Raw genomic sequence first — 17,796 nt, 5'->3', positions numbered from 1 at the left:
GTTTCAGGTGAACACGAAGCCTGCATTGACCGGCAGCACCTGGCCGGTCAATGCAAGGGCATAGTCAGTCAACAGGAAGCCGACGACTCCGACAATATCGTCCGGGTCCTGCGGGCCGGGAACGGCACGCCCGTTCTCGTAAAGGTCGTGCCGCTGCTTCGGGACGTATTCCGTGGCCTCCGTTCTCACGATGCCAGGCGCGACCGCCGCGATGCCGATCCCGCGCGGCCCGAGTTCGCGCGAGAGCGACCGGGTCATGGCGATGACCGCCCCCTTGCTCGCGGTATAGGCGAGCAGGTTCGGCGCCCCCCAGAGAGCGGTGTCGGACGCGAGATTGACTATCCTGGCGCGCCGGGAAAATAGCGGGCTGAGCGCGCGCGTCATCAGCCATGTGCCGCGCACATTCACCCGCTGGACACGGTCCCACAGGCCGATATCGATTTCCTCGAAGCGTTTGCCACCGACATTGGTGGCGATAGCGCCGTTATTGACCAATCCGTCGGTCTCGCCCCACATGTCGCGCACGGCGCATCCGAATGCCGCGATCGAATCGGCGTCGGAAAGATCGACCTGGCTGAAATGAACGGGCTTTCCGAAATCCCCGGCGATGGTCTCGGCCGTCCTGCGTCCCGCACCGTCCAGGATATCGGCAAGCCACAGGGTGGCGCCCATCGCGGCGCAGGCGCGTGCGATCGCCTCGCCCAATCCTCGCGCGGCGCCTGTAATGACGATACGACGACCGGCGAGCGCGCCGGGATCGGGGACATTCTCGAACGGCATGGATATGGACACTCCTTGCTGTGCTGACCGGAAGAACCCTGTTCCACCGGTTCGTCGATCCGTTCGGGTTCGATCATTTGTCCAAATATGATCACATGATCCTTATTTGGTTTACTCGATGCCGATGCTTGTGTCAAATGTGTTTCGTTGACAGAACAAGCCGACCGTGCGCGCCAGCGCGCCGCCGCGTCAGGCAGAGGGAGAGCATCATGCAGCGCAGCCAGACCGAAAGCCTTGAGGAGGCGCCTGCAGCCGCGTCGCCGGCAACCCTGAACATGCTGGTTCTGATTCCGATCCTGCTTCTGATGGCGGCGACCTATGTCTTTTATGGCTGGGACAGGCTCGTCATGCCGGTGGAACTGGTGGAGATGAGGAAGACCCTGAATCTCGACCAGCGGTCTGCCGGGCTGATGGCCAGCATCTTCACGCTCGGCATTGCCGTCCTGTCCATTCCGGCCGGGATACTGGTGGCGCGGCTGGGTCTGCGCATGGCGCTGGGGCTGAGTACGCTTGTGTTTTCCGGCGGGACGCTGCTGTCGGGGGCCGCAAAGGGCATCCTGGCCCTGTTGATCGGGCGGCTGGCGACCGGTGCGGGCGAATCCGTTTTCAGTATCGCGTTTTTCATGATTATCGTCGCTCTGTTTCCCCGTTGGCGAGGGACGGCGATCGGAGGGGCCACCGCGATCTTCGGCCTGAGCATGTTCGTGGGGCCACGAGTGGTTCTTGCATTGCAGGCGGCCGGCAGTGGCGACTGGCGCTTTCCCTTCCGGTTCATGGGCTGCGGCGGCGTTCTCGCCGGTCTGCTTCTGCTGTTCTGCGTTCCCCAGCGTCTTCGCGCGGAGGAGAAAACCGCGTCCAGGCCGCAGGGGTGGGGCTGGCTCCGGTCGCGCACCCTCCCCGCCGTCTATGCGATGGCGGCCGTGAACGGGTTGTGCTGCTATGCCTATATGTCGCTGTTTCAGACCTATGCGCGGGTGGGGCAGCACCTGACGCCGGCAGAGGCATCGTTCGCGTTCGGATGTTTCGGCATCGGCAATATTCTGGGGGGCGTGCCGATCGGCCTGGTACTGGACCGGACGGACCGGCTCCGGGGGGTGGGCATTCTCTCGGCCCTGACGGGCATCGCGGCGGCGGTGCTGTTCCTGTGGCCCCTGCATCCGACCAGCGCCATCGTGCTGTCGCTGATCTTCGGGATCGGAATCGGAGGTATCTATGGAAACTGCTATGCCCTGGCACGCGAGAATGCGCCGGAGGCACGGGCGTCCCTGGCTATCGGCATTCTGCTGACCGTCTATTACCTGGGTGCCTCGTCATCCGGCTATTTCTTCGTCCTGGCAATGGGGGACGATTTTACTGCGAATGTGCGGGGCGCGCTGGTGATGTTCCTGGTGCCGTACCTTATCGCATCGGCCATCATGCTGACGACGCGACGGCAGACCTAGGCGGCCGGCTGCGCGATAAAACCGCCGCCCCCGGACGGGCCGCCGGACCCGGGGGCGGGAGGCGGCCGATACTCAATTGTGGCCGCGGTCGCTGTCCTCGGCGCGGAGTTTCTGGCGGCGAGTGGCGGCGTCGAGGCCGCCGGCGATGGCCCATTCGGCGAAATTCTCGGGGCGGCGTTCCCAGAGGCGCGCCTCCCACGCCTCGGTGCAGTAATCCTCGTCGGCATAATATTCGAGCGGCGCGGCCAGCGGATTCTCGAAATACCAGAAATAGGCGGAGGAAATCGGATGCCGGCCCGGTCCGATCTCGGTCTTCCAGCCCTTGCCGCTCATGGCCAGGCCCCCCCCAACGACCTCGTGGATGTCGTTGAGGGTGAAGGCCACATGATTGATCCCAGGGCGCTGGGGGCGGTTGAGAATGAAGAGGTTGTGGTGGCCGCCGCGCGGCTGGCAGCGCAGGAAGCAGCCGTGGCCGGGATATTCGTCGCTGACCACGAAGCCGAGCCTTTGCGTATAGAAGGCGCGCATGGCGGCGAAATCGCCGGCGAAGAGCACGATATGTCCGATCTGGATCGGGTCCGCATGGGTGAAGACCGGGCCGCGACGATCGATGCGGTGATACGCGCCGGGCGCATTGGGTAGCGTGGGCGTTCCCGCCACCGGCCCGCGGCGCGAGATGCGAAAGGCCAGCGTGAGTCCGTTCGGGTCCGTGACGCGGGGGATTTCGTCTGCTCCATGCGTCACGGCATCACCCAGACTCGACAGGACGTCGTCGAGATCCTCCTGCGTCGCGGCCCCCCATGTCACCTCGCGCACCGTCTTTCCAGCCTCGATAGCGGGAGGCAGGGCGGGATCGGACGCAGGCTTGACGATGACCTCGCAGCCGTCTCGGGTTGCGAAGACAAGGCAATCCGGCGCGACGGATCGTTCATGCAGCCCCCAGTCGCGGACGAAACGCAGGGCCTCGTCCATATCCTGGACGCCGAAAGTAATGGCATCGATTCCGCAGAGGGGCATGGCGGGCTCCTTCGTGTTTTATATATGAAACAAAAATCCGTCTTTTTGTTCAATGATCGGTCTTTTTTGCAGGATACGCTAGAATCAATCGCCTAAACAGTGATATTTTTAACTTGAAACGCGGTTTATGTTTGGCATACGAAACACTCATTGCGGCCTTGATGAATCATGCCCGGCCCGCCAGGAGTGTCCCGATGTCTGTCGTCACAGAAGAACCCGTCTCCATCGAGCAGGATTTCAGCCAGCATCTTCAGCGTTTCAGCCAGAAGACGTTCGACTGGGACGCGTTTCCATCCAATCGGGGTTTTCCCGAGCTGGAGCGGGCACAGATGCGGTTCATCGGATCGGGCGGGTCGCCGAAAGTCAATGATACCAGTGCGTTGAAACCTGAACATTTCACGCTGAGCCTTCTCTACAAGCATCCGGGGAAATATGCGGCATGCCACGCGCACGAGATCGAAGAGGCCTTCCTGGTTCTCGACGGCGTGCTGACGGTTGGCTGGGAGGATAACGGCGTGGTCGTGGAGGCGCCGCTGGGACCGAAGGACATGATCCTGAACGCCCGCGAGGTTCCGCACGGCTTTCGCAACGCGGGGGTGACACCCGTGACGATGTCGGTGATGGTCGGCGTGGGCAAGCCCCTGCCGCCGCGCTATCTCTATCATCCGAAAGATGTCGACCCCGCGCTTGCGGCGCGGTTCGGCGCGCGCGAGGGGCAGATCCTGAGGCCGGACGCGAACGCGGAACACCCGCTGCAACGGCTGATGGCCCATTATGTCGTCCGCTATGACGAGCAGCCGGTGCTCTGGACGGCGGCGGGCTTCGGCCGGAAGATCTATGTCGGCGAGGGTGGCGCGCCGCCATCCACGGCGCGCAAGGAAATGTTCCTGATCCCGTCCGGTACGGGCGTGCGGCCCTATACGAGGGACTGCGAGGAGGCATGGCTGGTCCTGGACGGTCATATCACGGTGGGCTGGGAGATCGACGGCCGGACGATCGAGCGGCAGATCGGACCGAAGGATGTGTTTGTCAGCCCGGCAGGCCGGCCTCATTATTTCCGCAATGACGATGTGTCGGCGGCGACGATTTTCGCCGTGATCGGCTCTCCGTTGCCTGGCGACCCCGACTATCGTCCGGCCGTGGGCGCGTGAGCGTTCTCCGGTCCGTAGCGATGGCCGGCGGGGGGAACGCGCAGGACGGCGAGGTGCTGACCTGGCAGGAGTGCGGGTCGGCCGCCGCTCCTTCCCTGGTGCTGCTGCACGGGATCGGATCGGACGCGCGGCTGTGGCGGGCGCAGCTTGCCGCCTTTGCGCCGGAGCGGCGCGTCCTGGCGTGGAACGCGCCGGGATATGCGGAAAGCTCGCCGTTTCCCGAGGGGACGCCGACGGGCGACCCTACGCTCTGGGCGCAGCGGTTGATGGACGGGCTGGATGCGCTGGGTGTTTCATCCTGCGTGCTGGTCGGGCATTCGCTGGGTGCCGTGACGGCGGCGCGTTTTGCGAGGCTGTGGCCGGAACGGGTGAAGGCGCTCGTCCTGTCCAGCCCCGCACAGGGCTATGGCCAGTCGCCGGGCGCGGCCCTGCTTCCGGCGCTCCAGGCGCGCATCGACGATATCACGTCGCTCGGCCCGCGCGGCATGGCGGAGCACCGGGCCCCCCGCACGCTGGGACCAGGCGCCGACGCCGCCATGATCCGGGCGGTGACGGACGCGATGGCCCGGGTGTCGGTGCGCGGATATTGCGATGCCGTACGTCTGCTGGCGGGCGGTCGGCTGGCGGATGATCTGCCGGCCTGGAACGGGCCGCTGCATCTTGTCTGCGCGGAGGAGGACCGGATCGTGCCGCCCGCGACGGTGGAAACGCTTGCGGCGCTGCGGCCGTCGGCGCGGCTCTGCCGGATTGCGGGCGCGGGACATGCCTCCTATCTCCAGGCGCCGGACCTCTTCAACCGATGCCTTGCCCATGTGCTCGCGAACCGTGAGCCCGATTGACCATGTGGGCAAATGAGCGCGAACGGCCCGCAAGGGGCGCCACCTGCACGCCTGGCCGGCCGGGCTTCGATGCGTCGCTAGGGCTGATAGCCGAGGGCAGCGGAGATTTCGGCGGCGGCCGCCTCGACGCGAATGCGCACGACATCCTCCAGTTCCGCGCGGTCATAGGCCGAGAGCGGGCAGATCGCGTTGACCGCGGCTTCCGCGATGCCGACGCGATTGCGTATGGGCGCGGCAATGCTGGCCACGTCGGGTTCGAAATATCCCCAGCTGGCAAGGCTTCTCTGCGGACGGTCCACCTCGAGCTGCGCGACCAGGGCACCGAGATCGCCGGGCGTGGCATCGGTATAGGTCGAGAACGCGTACCCGTCATACAGGCGGACAACATCGGCCAGTGCCATGTGGGCCAGAAGCGTGCGACCGATGACGGTGGCATGAGCCGGCAGGCGCGTTCCGACACCGACGGCATTGCTGGTCCAGCCCGGTCCCGGGCAGCGGACCACATAGACGACATCGGTCCCGGCGAGGACGACGAGATGCGTGGTGCATCCCGTCGCGTCGCGCAGCCGTTCGAGAACCGGCGTGGCGATGTCCACAAGTCCGCGCCCGGACAGGGTGTTGTAGCCCAGCCTGAGGACCCGGTTGCCGAGGCGGAACGTCCTGCGCGCCGCGTTGCGCTCGACATACCCTGCCGTCTCCAGCGTATGGAGCAGGCGGAAGGCGGTGGCGCGCGGCAATCCGGCCTCTCGCGCGATGACGGCCAGGCTCCGTTCCGGGTGATCTTTCGTAAAGCTTTCGAGAATGGCGAGCCCGCGAAGCAGCCCCGGAACAATGTAGCGATCCTCGCCGGTCGGACCGTCTTCGTGCGTCTGTATGGTGTCCTGCGTCATGCGTACGACCTTAAGCCGGTTTTTCACAAGAACGGAAGCGTCGGCGTCTGCATTGCGGACGTTATGTTACTTGATTTTCTCTTCCGATCTCGTAACATGTGTTCACACATGCTCATATTGACCATATATGAACAGAGCCTGAGCAGGCGGCCGGCATGATCCTCGTTTCGGAGAATACATGATGAAGAAGCCCTTTATTCCTTATAACGAGACCCATCAGACCCGCTGCCGGGAGCCGGACCCCTATGAAAATCTGATCGGGGATGCCCTGGAGGCAGCCTTCGCGCGGGGGGCCACGACGCTGGGCGGCATTCTTCCGGTGCTGGTCGAACGCGATATCCCCGCACCCGACGGCGGCGCCTGGTCCGAAGCCTCCCTGGCCGCGGAACTGGCGCGCCTGGCCGCCTGAAACAAGCCCTCCCTCCGCTTCGTCCACAGGATATCTGCCATGACCATCTCTCCGGAATCACTGGAAACCCGCCTTCGTCGCGGCCTGCGCAACCAGTGGTATCCCGTTCTGCCTTCGGGCCATGTGACCACCACCCCGACATCGATCTATCGCTGCGGGTTTCGCATCGTGCTGTGGCGCGACCATCTGGGGAACGCGTATGCCCTGGAGGATCACTGCCCGCATCGTGGCGCCCCGCTTTCCCAGGGTGCGCCGCTGGGCGACCGGATCGCCTGCCCGTATCATGGCGTGCAGGTGGATGCGCGGGGTGTCGCCGTGAAGGTGCCGGGCAGCCCGGGCTGCCGTCTGGAAGGCCTGCATGCCACCCGCAGCTTTCCTCTGGAGGAGCATGCGGGCGCGATCTTCCTCTTCGTCGGCGAGACGAAGGATACGCCGCCGACGGAACTGCGCCTTCCGGCGGAATTCAGCGATCCCGACTACAGCCACTTCCTCTGTTATACCGAGTGGGGCGGCGATTACCGTTATGTGATCGACAACGTCATGGACCCGATGCACGGCACGTTCCTGCATCACCATTCCCATTCCATGTCGGAAGGCGATTCCACCGCCGATTTCCGCATTGTCGAGACGGATGACGGCTTTATCTTCGAGAAAGAGGGACAGCGCGGCGTCAATTTCGACTGGACGGAATTTCTCGATATCGGGTCCATGTGGCTGCGCCTGGAGATCCCTTATCCGAAAACCGGCGGCCCTGGCGGAAGCTTCACGATTCTTGGCTCCTACACGCCGATGCAGGACGGATGGAGCGGGGTCTTTCACTGGCGGCTGCGCAAAGTCACGGGCTGGCAGCGCGATGCATGGCGCTTCCTGTATCGCAACCGCCTCGAAGCTCGCCACTGGCATGTTCTCGAACAGGATCGCGTCCTGATCGAGGATTACGAACCTGGCGCGAACGAGCGCGAAATTCTCTATCAGCACGACGCGGGGCTGGTGCGGCTGCGCCGGTATCTCAAGCGCTGCGCGGAGACGCAACTCGAGGAACTGGCCAATGGCTGACACGATGCGCGTGCGCGCGTCGGTGCTGAAATGGGAGGCCCGCGATGTGGTCTCCCTGGAACTCCGTGCGCTGGATGGCGGGCCGTTGCCGCCATTTACCGCCGGTAGCCACATCGACCTCTTCCTTGCGAACGGTATCACGCGCAGCTATTCGCTGAGTAACGACCCGGCGGAAACGCACCGTTACGTCGTGGGGGTGGCGCACGATGCGAACAGCCGCGGCGGCTCGCGCTATATCCACGAAACCTTGCGGATCGGCGCGGAGTTCGAGATCGGCCGGCCGCGTAATCATTTTTCGCTTGATGAGACGACGAACGATCATGTGTTCATCGCCGGCGGCATCGGCATTACGCCGATCCTGTCCATGATGCGACGTCTGCATGCGCTCGGGAATCGGCCGGAGTTGTATTACGCGGTGCGGGACCATGCCTGCCTTTCCTTCGCCGATGAAATCCGTGCCCTGAGCCGTGAGCCCGTGTTTCATATCGACAGCGAGGCAGGCGGCTATCTTGACATCGCCTCGATTGTCGAGGCGCATCCGGGTGCGGATTTCTATTGCTGCGGTCCAACGCCCATGCTGGACACGTTCGAAAAAGCCACGGCGCATCTTCCTGAATCACGTGTGCATCTCGAGCGTTTTTCGGCGGCTCCGGTGAAGGCTACCGGGGTCGAAGCCAGCTTTCAGGTGGAATGCGCGAAATCAGGCAAGGTTTTCGAGATTCCACCCGACAAGAGCATCGCCGACGTGCTCGAGGCCGCGGGGGTGCCGGTCACGTCTTCATGCCGCGAGGGTGTATGCGGCAGTTGCGAGACGCGGGTCATTTCAGGACAGCCGGTGCATCGCGACAGCGTTCTGAGCAAAAGCGAAAAAGTAGCCAACAAGACGATGATGATCTGTGTGTCGCGCTGCCAGTCTGGCCGGCTGGTACTCGATCTCTGAAGTTTCCGCTGCCCGTGCCGGGCCATGATGGTGCGGGAACGTGACCTATGCCGTCGCCACTGTCGGAGCGACGCGATTCAGGCGGTTACGATGATGTAGAGTGAAGAATACTCTATATTTTTATGTTCGTGCGGCGTGAACTGCGACGCGATCGGGGGCCGCCCCCGACAGAACCGGCTGCCGTCCGGACCCCTTTCCATGAAGAATATTCATCGTTCCGAGCATGAATTTAGTGCGATGACGTGTCGCGCTCGCGCGATTTCATGATCATTTCGTTGACACAACAGAGACGCGATCTTATTCTATTTTTGGACAATGTGACCGTATTTGGTCACACCGTGACCCCTTCGCCGGAGGCGCCAATGATCCGTTCCATGCTTCCCCGCCCTGCCCGGACTTTGTTGCCGGGCACTGCGCTTCTTCTCGCCGGCACGTGTCTGGCGCTTCCCCTCTGTACCGCGCATGCGACGAGCCGGCAGGTGCAGGCCGGCGCCGCAAGGCCGACCACTCCGCATGTCGGCGCCTCCCGCGTCGCCGCCACACCGGTCGCCGGCGCTGCGTCCCGGCAACCCGCGGCGCGTGGCGAGACCATCGACGTCGTCACCCACGTTCACCAGACGCCGAGTGGCGTGACCGGCCGGGATGTTGGCGGCGGCCTAATGGTGAAGCAGACCTCCGCCGTTGCCATCAGCACAGTCACCCGCGATTTCGTGGCTGCGCAATCGCCGACCGCGTCGTCCTACGAGGTGATGCGGATGGTCCCGGGCACCAATGTGGCAACCTCCGACCCCTATAATATGCAATCCGGCAATTTCATCGTGCGCGGCCTGAATGGTGATGAGATCGGCTTCCTGATGGAAGGCGCGCCGCTCAACAATGTCGGCACCTACGTGACCATTCCATCGCAATATCCCGATGGAGACGTGATCCAGTCCGAAAGCCTGCAACCGACGACAGTCGACCTGACTGCGCCGATGATCGGCGCCGCCGGCGGATTGACGCGCATGACCCTGCTCGATCCCGCGGACAAGGCGGGCGGCCAGATGAACCTGACGTTCGGGTCTTACGACACATACCGGCAGTCCCTCCGGGTCGACAGCGGCGAACTCGGGCATTCCGGCGTAAAATTCTTCCTGAGTTATTCGCATCTTCTCGGAAAGAACTGGCGTGGTCCGGCTGCGCCCTACCGGCGCGACCACTTCGACTTCAAGCTCGTCAAGGACTGGGGTTCGGTCGGTGCGTCGAAACTCGTGGTCGCCTATACCGACTACCGCCTATACATGCTTACCACACCGACGCTCGCGCAGTATCGAGAATATGGAAATAATTACAACTATTCCAACGTTTTCACTGGAACGAACCCGAATTATTACCAGTTGCATGGCGAGGACGCCGGGACGTTGATCGTCAGCGCGCCGACCGATCTCAGCCTGCTGCACAATACGGTCAAGATAAACGTCACGCCCTATCTATATCATTCCTGGGGTGGCTTCGCGTATGGCAGCACGCTTCCGAACAGCGGCCAGGCGTTCTACGGCAGCCAGCATGTCTCGCTCGACCTTTCGGGCGTGCCCACTTATGGCAGTGCGAGGATCGTCAATGTGCCGACGACGTTCGACATCGAACATCCTGGCGTGAATACGGTCGTATCCTGGAAGAAGGGGATCAACACGCTCAAGGCCGGATACTGGTTCGATTACACGCGACAGGTCTATACGACGACCTATGGCGCCGTGACGGCGTCTGGCGCGCCTGCGTCGCTTCTCGGCAATTACGCGACGAATGCGCGGCTGAAGAACGGTCAGGAATACATGTCCACGGACTGGATCACGCGCACCTATACCAACGCGCTGTATCTGGGCGACGAGATCAACGCGCTCGGCGACAAGCTGATGGCGGATGCAGGGGTAAAACTGCTCTGGATTCATCGTCCCGGATACAATTATCTGCCGGGCGACCAGAGCGACGTCGGTCAAAACACGTTTCAGGTCACGCCGCAGTTCGGCTTCCGCTACCAGTTCACGCCGGAGCATCAGATTTTCTTCAGTGGGAACACGGCGTTCCGTATGCCGACCGCGAATTCGATGTTCAACAGCTATAACGGCGCGACGGGTGCGCTGCTGATTGCCGGCAACAATCAGCAGAAAAACGAATTCTCGATTTCCGAGGAGATCGGCTATCGCTATACCGGGTCCGAGGTGATGGCGACGGTTTCCTTCTTCAACTACAATTTCACCAATCGCCAGATCTCCACCGCTGCCATCATCAATGGTGCGTCGGTCAACACGTTCATCAATGCCGGCGGCGAAACCGGGCGTGGCGTGGATGTCGAGGTCGGCACCCGTCCGTGGCATCACTTCCGGCCCTATATGTCGGGTGAGTATCTGCACGTCACCACCGACAATAACCTCCAGGTCGGCAGGGACTATCTGCCGACAGCGGGAAAGATCGCGGTTCGCGCGCCGAAATGGAGTGCGGCGGCAGGTCTGAATTATGATGACGGATCGCTGTTCGGCAATGTCAACATGAAATATATGGACAGCCAGTATTCCACCTTCATGGATGACGAATCTATTCCCGCCCATGCCAATGTGGATCTGACCCTCGGGTATCGGTTTCATAATGTTTCGTTCATGAAGCAACCTGAGTTCAGGCTTAATATTCAAAACCTCGCCGGATCGACTTATATAAGTGGTGCGAATTCCGTCACGGGTGCCGCGCATACGACGCGGGGCGTGCATGGGACCATGATCGCAGGGAGCGCACCGACCTATTTTCTTGGCGCGGGGCGTGCGTTTATCGGAACCTTCAGTGTCGGGTTCTGAATGATTTGTGGCTGTTCGGTCTCCTGGGCGGGTTGATGCAAACGGATGGGTGGAAGATGAAATGACGTCTGGTAACTCTGCTGCGGCACGTGTGACGCGACGCACCGTTCTGGCGGCCGCGACGGCATGGCCGGTCCGTTCCGCTTTTGCCGCTCCTTGCAGGACGCTGCCCTTTCTCTGGGGAGCGGCTTCGAGCGGCTACCAGGTGGAGGGCGACGAACGCGCGGCCGATATCCGGATTCTCGAACGCGTGCCGTCCACGCTTTTCCGGGAGCCGGCGGGCCTGGCGGACGACCATTACCGGCGTTATCGCGAGGATATCGCCCTGCTGGCGTGGCTGGGCTTCAACTCCTTCCGGTTCTCGCTCGAGTGGGCGCGCATCGAGCCGGAAAAGGGGGTCATTTCTCGCGATGCCCTCGCACATTATCGGGATGTATTGCGGTGCTGTCACGAGCACGATCTCGTGCCCTGCGTGACGTACAGCCATTTTGCGAATCCGGCCTGGTTTGCCGCCGAGGGAGGCTGGGAGGCGCGGGACGCTGTCGACCGTTTTCTGCGGTATTGCGATGTCACATCGCGCGCGTTGGGCGACCTGATCGGGATCGCCGCAACGTTCAACGAACCGGATCTGCACAAATTGCTGTTGTGGGGCCGGCCGGGCGAGCCGGCGGGGAAGCAGGCCATGTTGTCCGAGGCCGCGCGGCAATGTGGTTCGGATCGGTTCGGCTATTATCTATCCGGCGATCCGCAGCGCGTCGAGGACAGGATGATCGCGGCGCATCGGCGTGCCATCGGTGTGATCCGCTCCGGACCGGGACAGTATCCTCTGGGCGTCACGCTTGCGATGACGGACGACCAGGCTGTGGGGCCGCCCGGACGCCGGGATGAGAAGCGGCGTTATGTTTATGAAAACTGGCTGGTCGCGGCGCGGGAGAGCGCCGATTTCGTCGGTGTTCAGGTATATACCCGCAATTTGATCGGTCCGGCCGGTATCGTGCCGACATCGGCATCTTCCGAAAAGACGGCCATGGGGTGGGAATTTTATCCCGATTGTGTGGAGGGGGCGTGTCGTTACGCTGCATCCGTCGCGCGGTTGCCCGTGGTCGTGACTGAAAACGGCATCGCGACGGACGACGACGCACAGCGGCAGCATTACATCCGGTCGGCCGTCGCGGCTCTGGAACGGGCCCGGCGGGATGGAGTGGATATTCGGGGTTACTACCACTGGTCTTTTCTTGATAGCTACGAGTGGTCGGCTGGTTATGCGCCACATATGGGGCTTGTGTCGGTAAACCGGGCAATGCAGGCTCGCGTGCCAAAGCCCAGTGCGGCATTGCTGGCCGGCCTGAAATTGCCGGGTTCCGTATGCTGGAAGTTGGTCAGGTGAGCATCTGACCCTGCGCCTTGGGATGCCTTCGAAGATCGGCTGCACGGTTGAGGCGCTGGTGCCGCGATGAGGCGAGGCAGTGGGCGGGGCTTGTGTTGTTCCGGCGCCGGCTCGCGGATTGCGACATTCTGCGCGAGGCCGGCATCGCGGCTTTCGGCCCTACGGGGTATCGATCGGTGCGTTCGTCGCGGCTCATCGGCCGCGCGACGGGACCGGTTCCGTCGCGCGGCACGCCGGTTCGGGCCGAGAGACCGCCGAAGCGCGCGGGAACCGGGGCCGAACGAGCCTATGCGCCGCGCTTGCGCGTGGATGCCCCGGCCGGGCGCCGGCGGGGGCCGCCGGAGGGGGGGGCGCTGCGGGGATTGCGTCCACGCGGGCCGCCTTCGGCGCCCCCGGCGGGGGCCTGCGCCGGGTTGATCCGGACCTCGTCGGAATCGGTGGCGGCGACGCAGGCGCTGAAGCGCTCGGCCGAGGCCGGGGCGATCTCGAACAATGTGTGGTCGCCGGCGATGCGGATCGAGCCGATCTCGTTCTTGCGCACGCCGCCCAGGCGGCAGATCAGCGGCACCAGCCATTTCGGATCGGCCTTGTCCTGCCGCCCCACGCTCATGGAGAACCAGACGCCGTCGCCGCGCGGGCCGTGATCCTCGCGCGTCGGGCGCTCGCGGCGGGCGGCGGGCTCGCCGTCCCGGGCCGGGCGGGGGGCGTCGACGCGCAGGGGGCGAATGTCCTCCGGGTCGGGCAGGCGGGCGCGATACATTTGCAGCAGTGCCGCCGCGAGCTGTTCGGGCGTGCGGTCGGCGGCCAGGCGGGCGACCTGTTCCTCGTCGCCCGGGGCGACGGGGTCGGTCAGGCTCTGGTCGGTCAGCAGCCGTTCGAAATCCTGGGCGCGGATGGCGTCGGCGGTGGGGACCGCCGTCCATTCCGCCGTGACCTTGGCCATGGCCAGCAGGCGCTCGGCGCGCCGGCGCATCGAGACCGGCACGACCAGGGCGCACACGCCCTTGCGCCCGGCGCGGCCGGTGCGGCCCGAACGGTGCAGCAGGGTGGCGCTGTCGGTCGGCAGGCTGGCATGCACCACCAGGGCCAGGGCCGGGATGTCGATGCCGCGCGCCGCCACGTCGGTCGCGACGCAGACGCTGGCCTGGCCGGTGCGCAGGCTGTCGATGGCGCGCGTGCGCTCGTTCTGGCCCAGTTCGCCCGACAGTGCCACCGACGCGAAGCCGCGTTCCAGCAGCGCGCCCTGCATGTGGCGCACCAGTTCGCGGGTGGCGCAGAACACCATCGAGGTCGGGCTGTCGGTGTAGCGCAGGATGTTGACCACGGCCGGGATGATCTCGCGCGGGTCGGTCAGCACGGCGCGGTAGCTGATGTCGGCGTGCTGGCGGGCGCCCGACAGCGTGTCGATGCGCAGCGCGTCGCGCTGGTACCGCCGGGCGAGCGAGGCGATTTCCTTGGCGATGGTGGCCGAGAACAGCAGCGTGCGGCGCGTGGCGGGCATCGCGTCCAGCAACTGCTCCAGCTCCTCGCGGAAGCCCAGGTCCAGCATCTCGTCGGCTTCGTCCAGCACCACGACGCGCAGGTCCGACAGCACCAGCCGGCCGCGACGCTGGTGGTCGCACAGCCGGCCCGGGGTGCCGACCACGATATGGGCGCCGAGTTCCAGCGCTCGTGCCTCGCGCCGCGCGTCCATGCCGCCGATGCACGAGACGATGCGCCCGCCGGCCGGGGCGTACAGCCATGTCAGCTCGCGCTGCACCTGCATGGCCAGTTCGCGCGTCGGCGCGACGATGACGGCCAGCGGCGCGCCGGCCGGTCCGAACCGTTCCGCGCCGCCCAGCAGCGTGTCGGCCATGGCCAGCCCGAACGCCACCGTCTTGCCCGAGCCGGTCTGGGCCGACACCAGCAGGTCCTTGCCGTCCGCCGCGACATCCAGCACGGCCTGCTGGACCGGCGTGGGCTCGTCATAGCCGCGCGCGTCGAGCGCGCGCCGGAGGGCGGGATGGGTTTCGGGAAAAGGCATGAGGCGGGTCATCCGGACAGAAAAGGCCACGGCGTGGCGCGGCGCGAGGCGGGCAGGGGCACGATGGCGGGAGATCGCGCTCCATAAAGACTCGCCGCCGAAAATACCAGAGCGAAAGCGCTTTTGCCCCGCAGGGCAGGGCTTCGCCCGTCAGGGAACCAGGACGGCCGCGCCCTCGAACCGTCCGGCGCGGAGGTCGGCCAGCGCGCGGTTGGCGTCGCGCAGCGGGTAGCGCGTGGTGCGGGTGCGGATGCCGGCCTTGGGCGCCAGCGACAGGAAATCGACCCCGTCCTGCCGCGTCAGGTTGGCGACCGAGACCAGTTGCCGTTCCTCCCACAGCAGGTCGTAGGAGAAGGCCGGGATCTCGCTCATGTGGATGCCGGCGCAGACCACGCGGCCGCCCTTGCGCACCGCGCGCAGGGCCGCGGGCACCAGCGCGCCGTCCGGCGCGAAGATGATGGCGGCGTCCAGTTCCCGTGGTGGCGGTTCGTCCGATCCGCCGGCCCAGGCCGCGCCGAGGCCGCGCGCGAAATCCTGCGTCGCCTGGTCGCCGGGGCGGGTGAAGGCGCAGATCGTGCGCCCCTGCCAGAGCGCGACCTGGGCGATGATGTGGGCGGCGGCGCCGAAACCGTACAGGCCCAGCGTCCTGGCCTCGTCGCCCGCCATCACCAGCGACCGCCAGCCGATCAGCCCCGCGCAGAGCAGCGGGGCCAGGGCGACGTCGTCGCCGTCCTCGCCCAGGGGAAAGGCGTAGCGCGCATCGGCGATCGCCGCCGTGGCGTAGCCGCCGTCGCGCGTGTAGCCGGTGAAGAGCGGATGGTCGCACAGATTCTCGTGGCCGGCATGGCAGTAGCGGCAGACGCCGCAGGTATGGCCCAGCCAGGGAATGCCGACCCGCTGGCCCGGATGCAGGTCCCGCACGCCGTCGCCCAGCGCGTCGATGCGGCCCACGATCTCGTGCCCCGGGATGACCGGGTGGCCGGGAAAGGGCAGGTCGCCATCCACCACGTGCAGGTCGGTGCGGCAGACGCCGCAGGCGCCGACCCGCACCCGGATCTCGCCGGGGCCGGGCTGGCGGTCCGGCAGTTCCACCCAGCGCAGCGCGGTATGCGGGGCATCCAGTCTCATCGCATGCATGGTCGGGGCCTTTGCGTGTGGTCGGGATCGCGCGGCTACTCCACCATGTCGGCATGGCTCCGCGCTATGATCTGGATCAGCGCGCCGAGGGAATGACCCGATCGTGATCCGCGATGGCCGCGCGCGTCCTTGCGCGGGGACGACGGGGGGCCGGCGATGCCGAAGAGGAAGGCGAGGTCGGCCCGGCGGGCCGGCCGGGCCGGGCGGTCGCGGGCCAGCAAGGCCGAGATCAGGGTGGAACCGGTCGAGAGATGGCGCTGCATCCGGGACTCCATCGGGCGAGAGTGACGTCCATAATATTCAAATGATAATCATTCGCAAGTATAATGTCGCGATTGTCATAACAGAGTCGAGAGGCCTGCTAGGCAGCCCTGGTGCCGGCCGGTATGAGATTGGGCCCGGATTTCGCGGCCGGCGCATCGCGCGGGCAGGACTGGGCCGGGGCGGGCCGGGGACCCCGTCGGGTTTCCTGGGGCCTCGTCGATCGTTTCATCCCCGCAGGCAAGAAAAAACCAAGAGGACCAAGCCGCATGGCCAAGATCAAGGTGAAGGAACCGGTTGTCGAACTCGACGGCGACGAGATGACGCGGATCATCTGGAGCTTCATCAAGGAGAAGCTGATTCTCCCGTATCTCGATATCGACCTGAAATATTACGATCTGGGGATCGAGCATCGCGACGCCACCGACGACCGGGTGACGGTCGAGGCCGCCGAGGCGATCAAACGGTACCGCGTCGGCGTGAAATGCGCGACCATCACCCCCGACGAGGCCCGGGTGGCCGAGTTCGGGCTGAAGAAGATGTGGCGCTCGCCCAACGGCACGATCCGCAACATCCTGGACGGCACGATCTTCCGCGAGCCGATCATCTGTTCCAACGTGCCGCGCCTGGTGCCGCACTGGACGCAGCCGATCGTCATCGGCCGCCATGCCTATGGTGACATCTATCGCGCCACCGAGACCAGGATCCCGGGCCCCGGCACGGTGACCCTGACCTACACGCCCGCCGACGGCGGCGCGCCGGTGTCGCTGGACGTGCATGATTTCAAGGGACCGGGCGTGGCGCTGGGCATGCACAATACCCGTGCCTCGATCGAGGGGTTCGCCCGCGCGTCGCTGACCTATGGCCGCGACCGCAAGCTGCCGGTCTACCTGTCCACCAAGAACACGATCCTGAAGGCCTATGACGGCATGTTCAAGGACGTGTTCCAGGAGATCTACGACGCCGAGTTCAAGGCCGAGTTCGAGACGCTGGGCCTGACCTACGAGCATCGGCTGATCGACGACATGGTGGCCTCGGCGCTGAAATGGAGCGGCGGCTATGTCTGGGCGTGCAAGAACTATGACGGCGACGTGGAGAGCGACATCGTGGCCCAGGGCTTCGGCAGCCTGGGGCTGATGACGTCGGTGCTGCTGAACCCGACCGGCGACGTGGTGGAATCCGAGGCCGCGCACGGCACGGTGACCCGCCATTATCGCGAGCACCAGAAGGGGCGGCCGACCAGCACCAACCCGATCGCCTCGATCTTCGCCTGGACGCGCGGCCTGGCCTATCGCGGGCGGTTCGACAACACGCCGGACGTGACGCATTTCGCCGACACGCTGGAACGCGTCTGCGTCGAGACGGTCGAGGCGGGCCAGATGACCAAGGACCTGGCCCTGCTGATCGGGCCGGATGCCAAATGGCTGACCACCCAGGACTTCCTGGCGGCGCTGGACACCAACCTGCGCAAGGCGATCGCGGCCGGCTGATGCCCGAGGCGGCCGGGCTTTCGGGCCCGGCCGCACCTGGAGGGTTCGAAAAACCCTCTGGTTTTGAGGTCTGCTCTGTGATTCCATTTTCCTTGCGTTGATTGGAGTATGGATCGTGAAGCAGGCGGGATTTTTTGACGTTGAAGAGC

General features: G+C 64.8%; 15 protein-coding genes. 9 read left to right on the top strand and 6 right to left on the bottom strand.

Translation table 11 applies throughout. The features are described from left to right. Window positions 1-3 precede the first annotated feature (3 nt). Entirely contained in the window at window positions 4-780 is a 777-nt protein-coding gene (locus tag HLH48_RS19110) for an SDR family oxidoreductase (RefSeq protein ID WP_182999073.1), read from the bottom strand. 209 nt (window positions 781-989) lie between these two features. On the opposite strand from HLH48_RS19110, the gene HLH48_RS19105 reads away from it, so the two are divergent. Then, on the top strand, window positions 990-2,222 hold the full coding sequence (locus tag HLH48_RS19105) for an MFS transporter (protein WP_182999072.1): 1,233 nt from the start codon (window positions 990-992) through the stop codon (window positions 2,220-2,222). A 72-nt stretch (window positions 2,223-2,294) separates the two neighbouring features. Here HLH48_RS19105 and HLH48_RS19100 read toward each other — a convergent pair whose 3' ends face one another. After that, window positions 2,295-3,239, bottom strand: coding sequence for a VOC family protein (locus tag HLH48_RS19100; protein WP_182999071.1), 945 nt, complete (start codon window positions 3,237-3,239; stop codon window positions 2,295-2,297). A 194-nt stretch (window positions 3,240-3,433) separates the two neighbouring features. On the opposite strand from HLH48_RS19100, the gene HLH48_RS19095 reads away from it, so the two are divergent. After that, window positions 3,434-4,390, top strand: a complete 957-nt coding sequence (locus HLH48_RS19095) for a cupin domain-containing protein (protein ID WP_182999070.1) — start codon at window positions 3,434-3,436, stop codon at window positions 4,388-4,390. Then, window positions 4,387-5,229, top strand: coding sequence for an alpha/beta fold hydrolase (locus HLH48_RS19090; RefSeq protein ID WP_182999069.1), 843 nt, complete (start codon window positions 4,387-4,389; stop codon window positions 5,227-5,229). The genes HLH48_RS19095 and HLH48_RS19090 overlap by 4 nt, the downstream gene beginning before the upstream one ends. Window positions 5,230-5,306: 77 nt before the next feature. On the opposite strand, the gene HLH48_RS19085 is transcribed toward HLH48_RS19090, so the two are convergent. Further along, complete coding sequence (locus tag HLH48_RS19085; RefSeq protein WP_182999068.1) at window positions 5,307-6,119, bottom strand: IclR family transcriptional regulator; 813 nt, start codon at window positions 6,117-6,119, stop codon at window positions 5,307-5,309. Window positions 6,120-6,297: 178 nt separating this feature from the next. Between HLH48_RS19085 and HLH48_RS19080 the strand changes: the two genes are divergently transcribed. The 5 genes from HLH48_RS19080 to HLH48_RS19060 all read left to right on the top strand — a co-directional run bounded on the left by HLH48_RS19080 (window position 6,298) and on the right by HLH48_RS19060 (window position 12,736). Beyond that, complete coding sequence (locus HLH48_RS19080; RefSeq protein ID WP_220795206.1) at window positions 6,298-6,528, top strand: recombinase-like helix-turn-helix domain-containing protein; 231 nt, start codon at window positions 6,298-6,300, stop codon at window positions 6,526-6,528. Window positions 6,529-6,567: 39 nt separating this feature from the next. Then, entirely contained in the window at window positions 6,568-7,584 is a 1,017-nt protein-coding gene (locus tag HLH48_RS19075) for an aromatic ring-hydroxylating oxygenase subunit alpha (RefSeq protein ID WP_182999067.1), read from the top strand. Further along, window positions 7,577-8,524, top strand: a complete 948-nt coding sequence (locus tag HLH48_RS19070) for a PDR/VanB family oxidoreductase (protein WP_182999066.1) — start codon at window positions 7,577-7,579, stop codon at window positions 8,522-8,524. Before HLH48_RS19075 ends, HLH48_RS19070 begins: the two co-directional genes overlap by 8 nt. Before the next feature lie 242 nt (window positions 8,525-8,766). Next, window positions 8,767-11,349 carry a TonB-dependent receptor gene (locus tag HLH48_RS19065; RefSeq protein ID WP_182999065.1) on the top strand — a complete coding sequence of 861 codons (2,583 nt, stop codon included), beginning with the start codon at window positions 8,767-8,769 and terminating at the stop codon, window positions 11,347-11,349. 61 nt (window positions 11,350-11,410) lie between these two features. After that, a complete protein-coding gene (locus HLH48_RS19060) occupies window positions 11,411-12,736 on the top strand; it encodes a glycoside hydrolase family 1 protein (protein ID WP_182999064.1) in 1,326 nt (441 codons plus the stop codon). A gap of 286 nt (window positions 12,737-13,022) precedes the next feature. Here HLH48_RS19060 and HLH48_RS19055 read toward each other — a convergent pair whose 3' ends face one another. The 3 genes from HLH48_RS19055 to HLH48_RS19045 all read right to left on the bottom strand — a co-directional run bounded on the left by HLH48_RS19055 (window position 13,023) and on the right by HLH48_RS19045 (window position 16,159). After that, complete coding sequence (locus HLH48_RS19055) at window positions 13,023-14,759, bottom strand: DEAD/DEAH box helicase (protein WP_182999063.1); 1,737 nt, start codon at window positions 14,757-14,759, stop codon at window positions 13,023-13,025. 150 nt (window positions 14,760-14,909) lie between these two features. Then, on the bottom strand, window positions 14,910-15,896 hold the full coding sequence (locus tag HLH48_RS19050) for a zinc-dependent alcohol dehydrogenase family protein (RefSeq protein WP_182999062.1): 987 nt from the start codon (window positions 15,894-15,896) through the stop codon (window positions 14,910-14,912). 35 nt (window positions 15,897-15,931) lie between these two features. After that, window positions 15,932-16,159: a hypothetical protein gene (locus HLH48_RS19045; RefSeq protein WP_182999061.1), complete on the bottom strand. Its 228-nt coding sequence runs from the start codon at window positions 16,157-16,159 to the stop codon at window positions 15,932-15,934. Between the two features lie 267 nt (window positions 16,160-16,426). Here HLH48_RS19045 and HLH48_RS19040 point away from each other — a divergent pair, with 267 nt between their 5' ends. Then, window positions 16,427-17,647 carry an NADP-dependent isocitrate dehydrogenase gene (locus HLH48_RS19040; RefSeq protein ID WP_182999060.1) on the top strand — a complete coding sequence of 407 codons (1,221 nt, stop codon included), beginning with the start codon at window positions 16,427-16,429 and terminating at the stop codon, window positions 17,645-17,647. Window positions 17,648-17,796 lie beyond the last annotated feature (149 nt).

Origin of the sequence: Gluconacetobacter sacchari (assembly GCF_014174255.1) — a bacterium.
GTDB classification, from domain to species: Bacteria; Pseudomonadota; Alphaproteobacteria; order Acetobacterales; family Acetobacteraceae; genus Gluconacetobacter; species Gluconacetobacter sacchari.
This window is presented reverse-complemented; position numbering and strand designations above follow the sequence as displayed.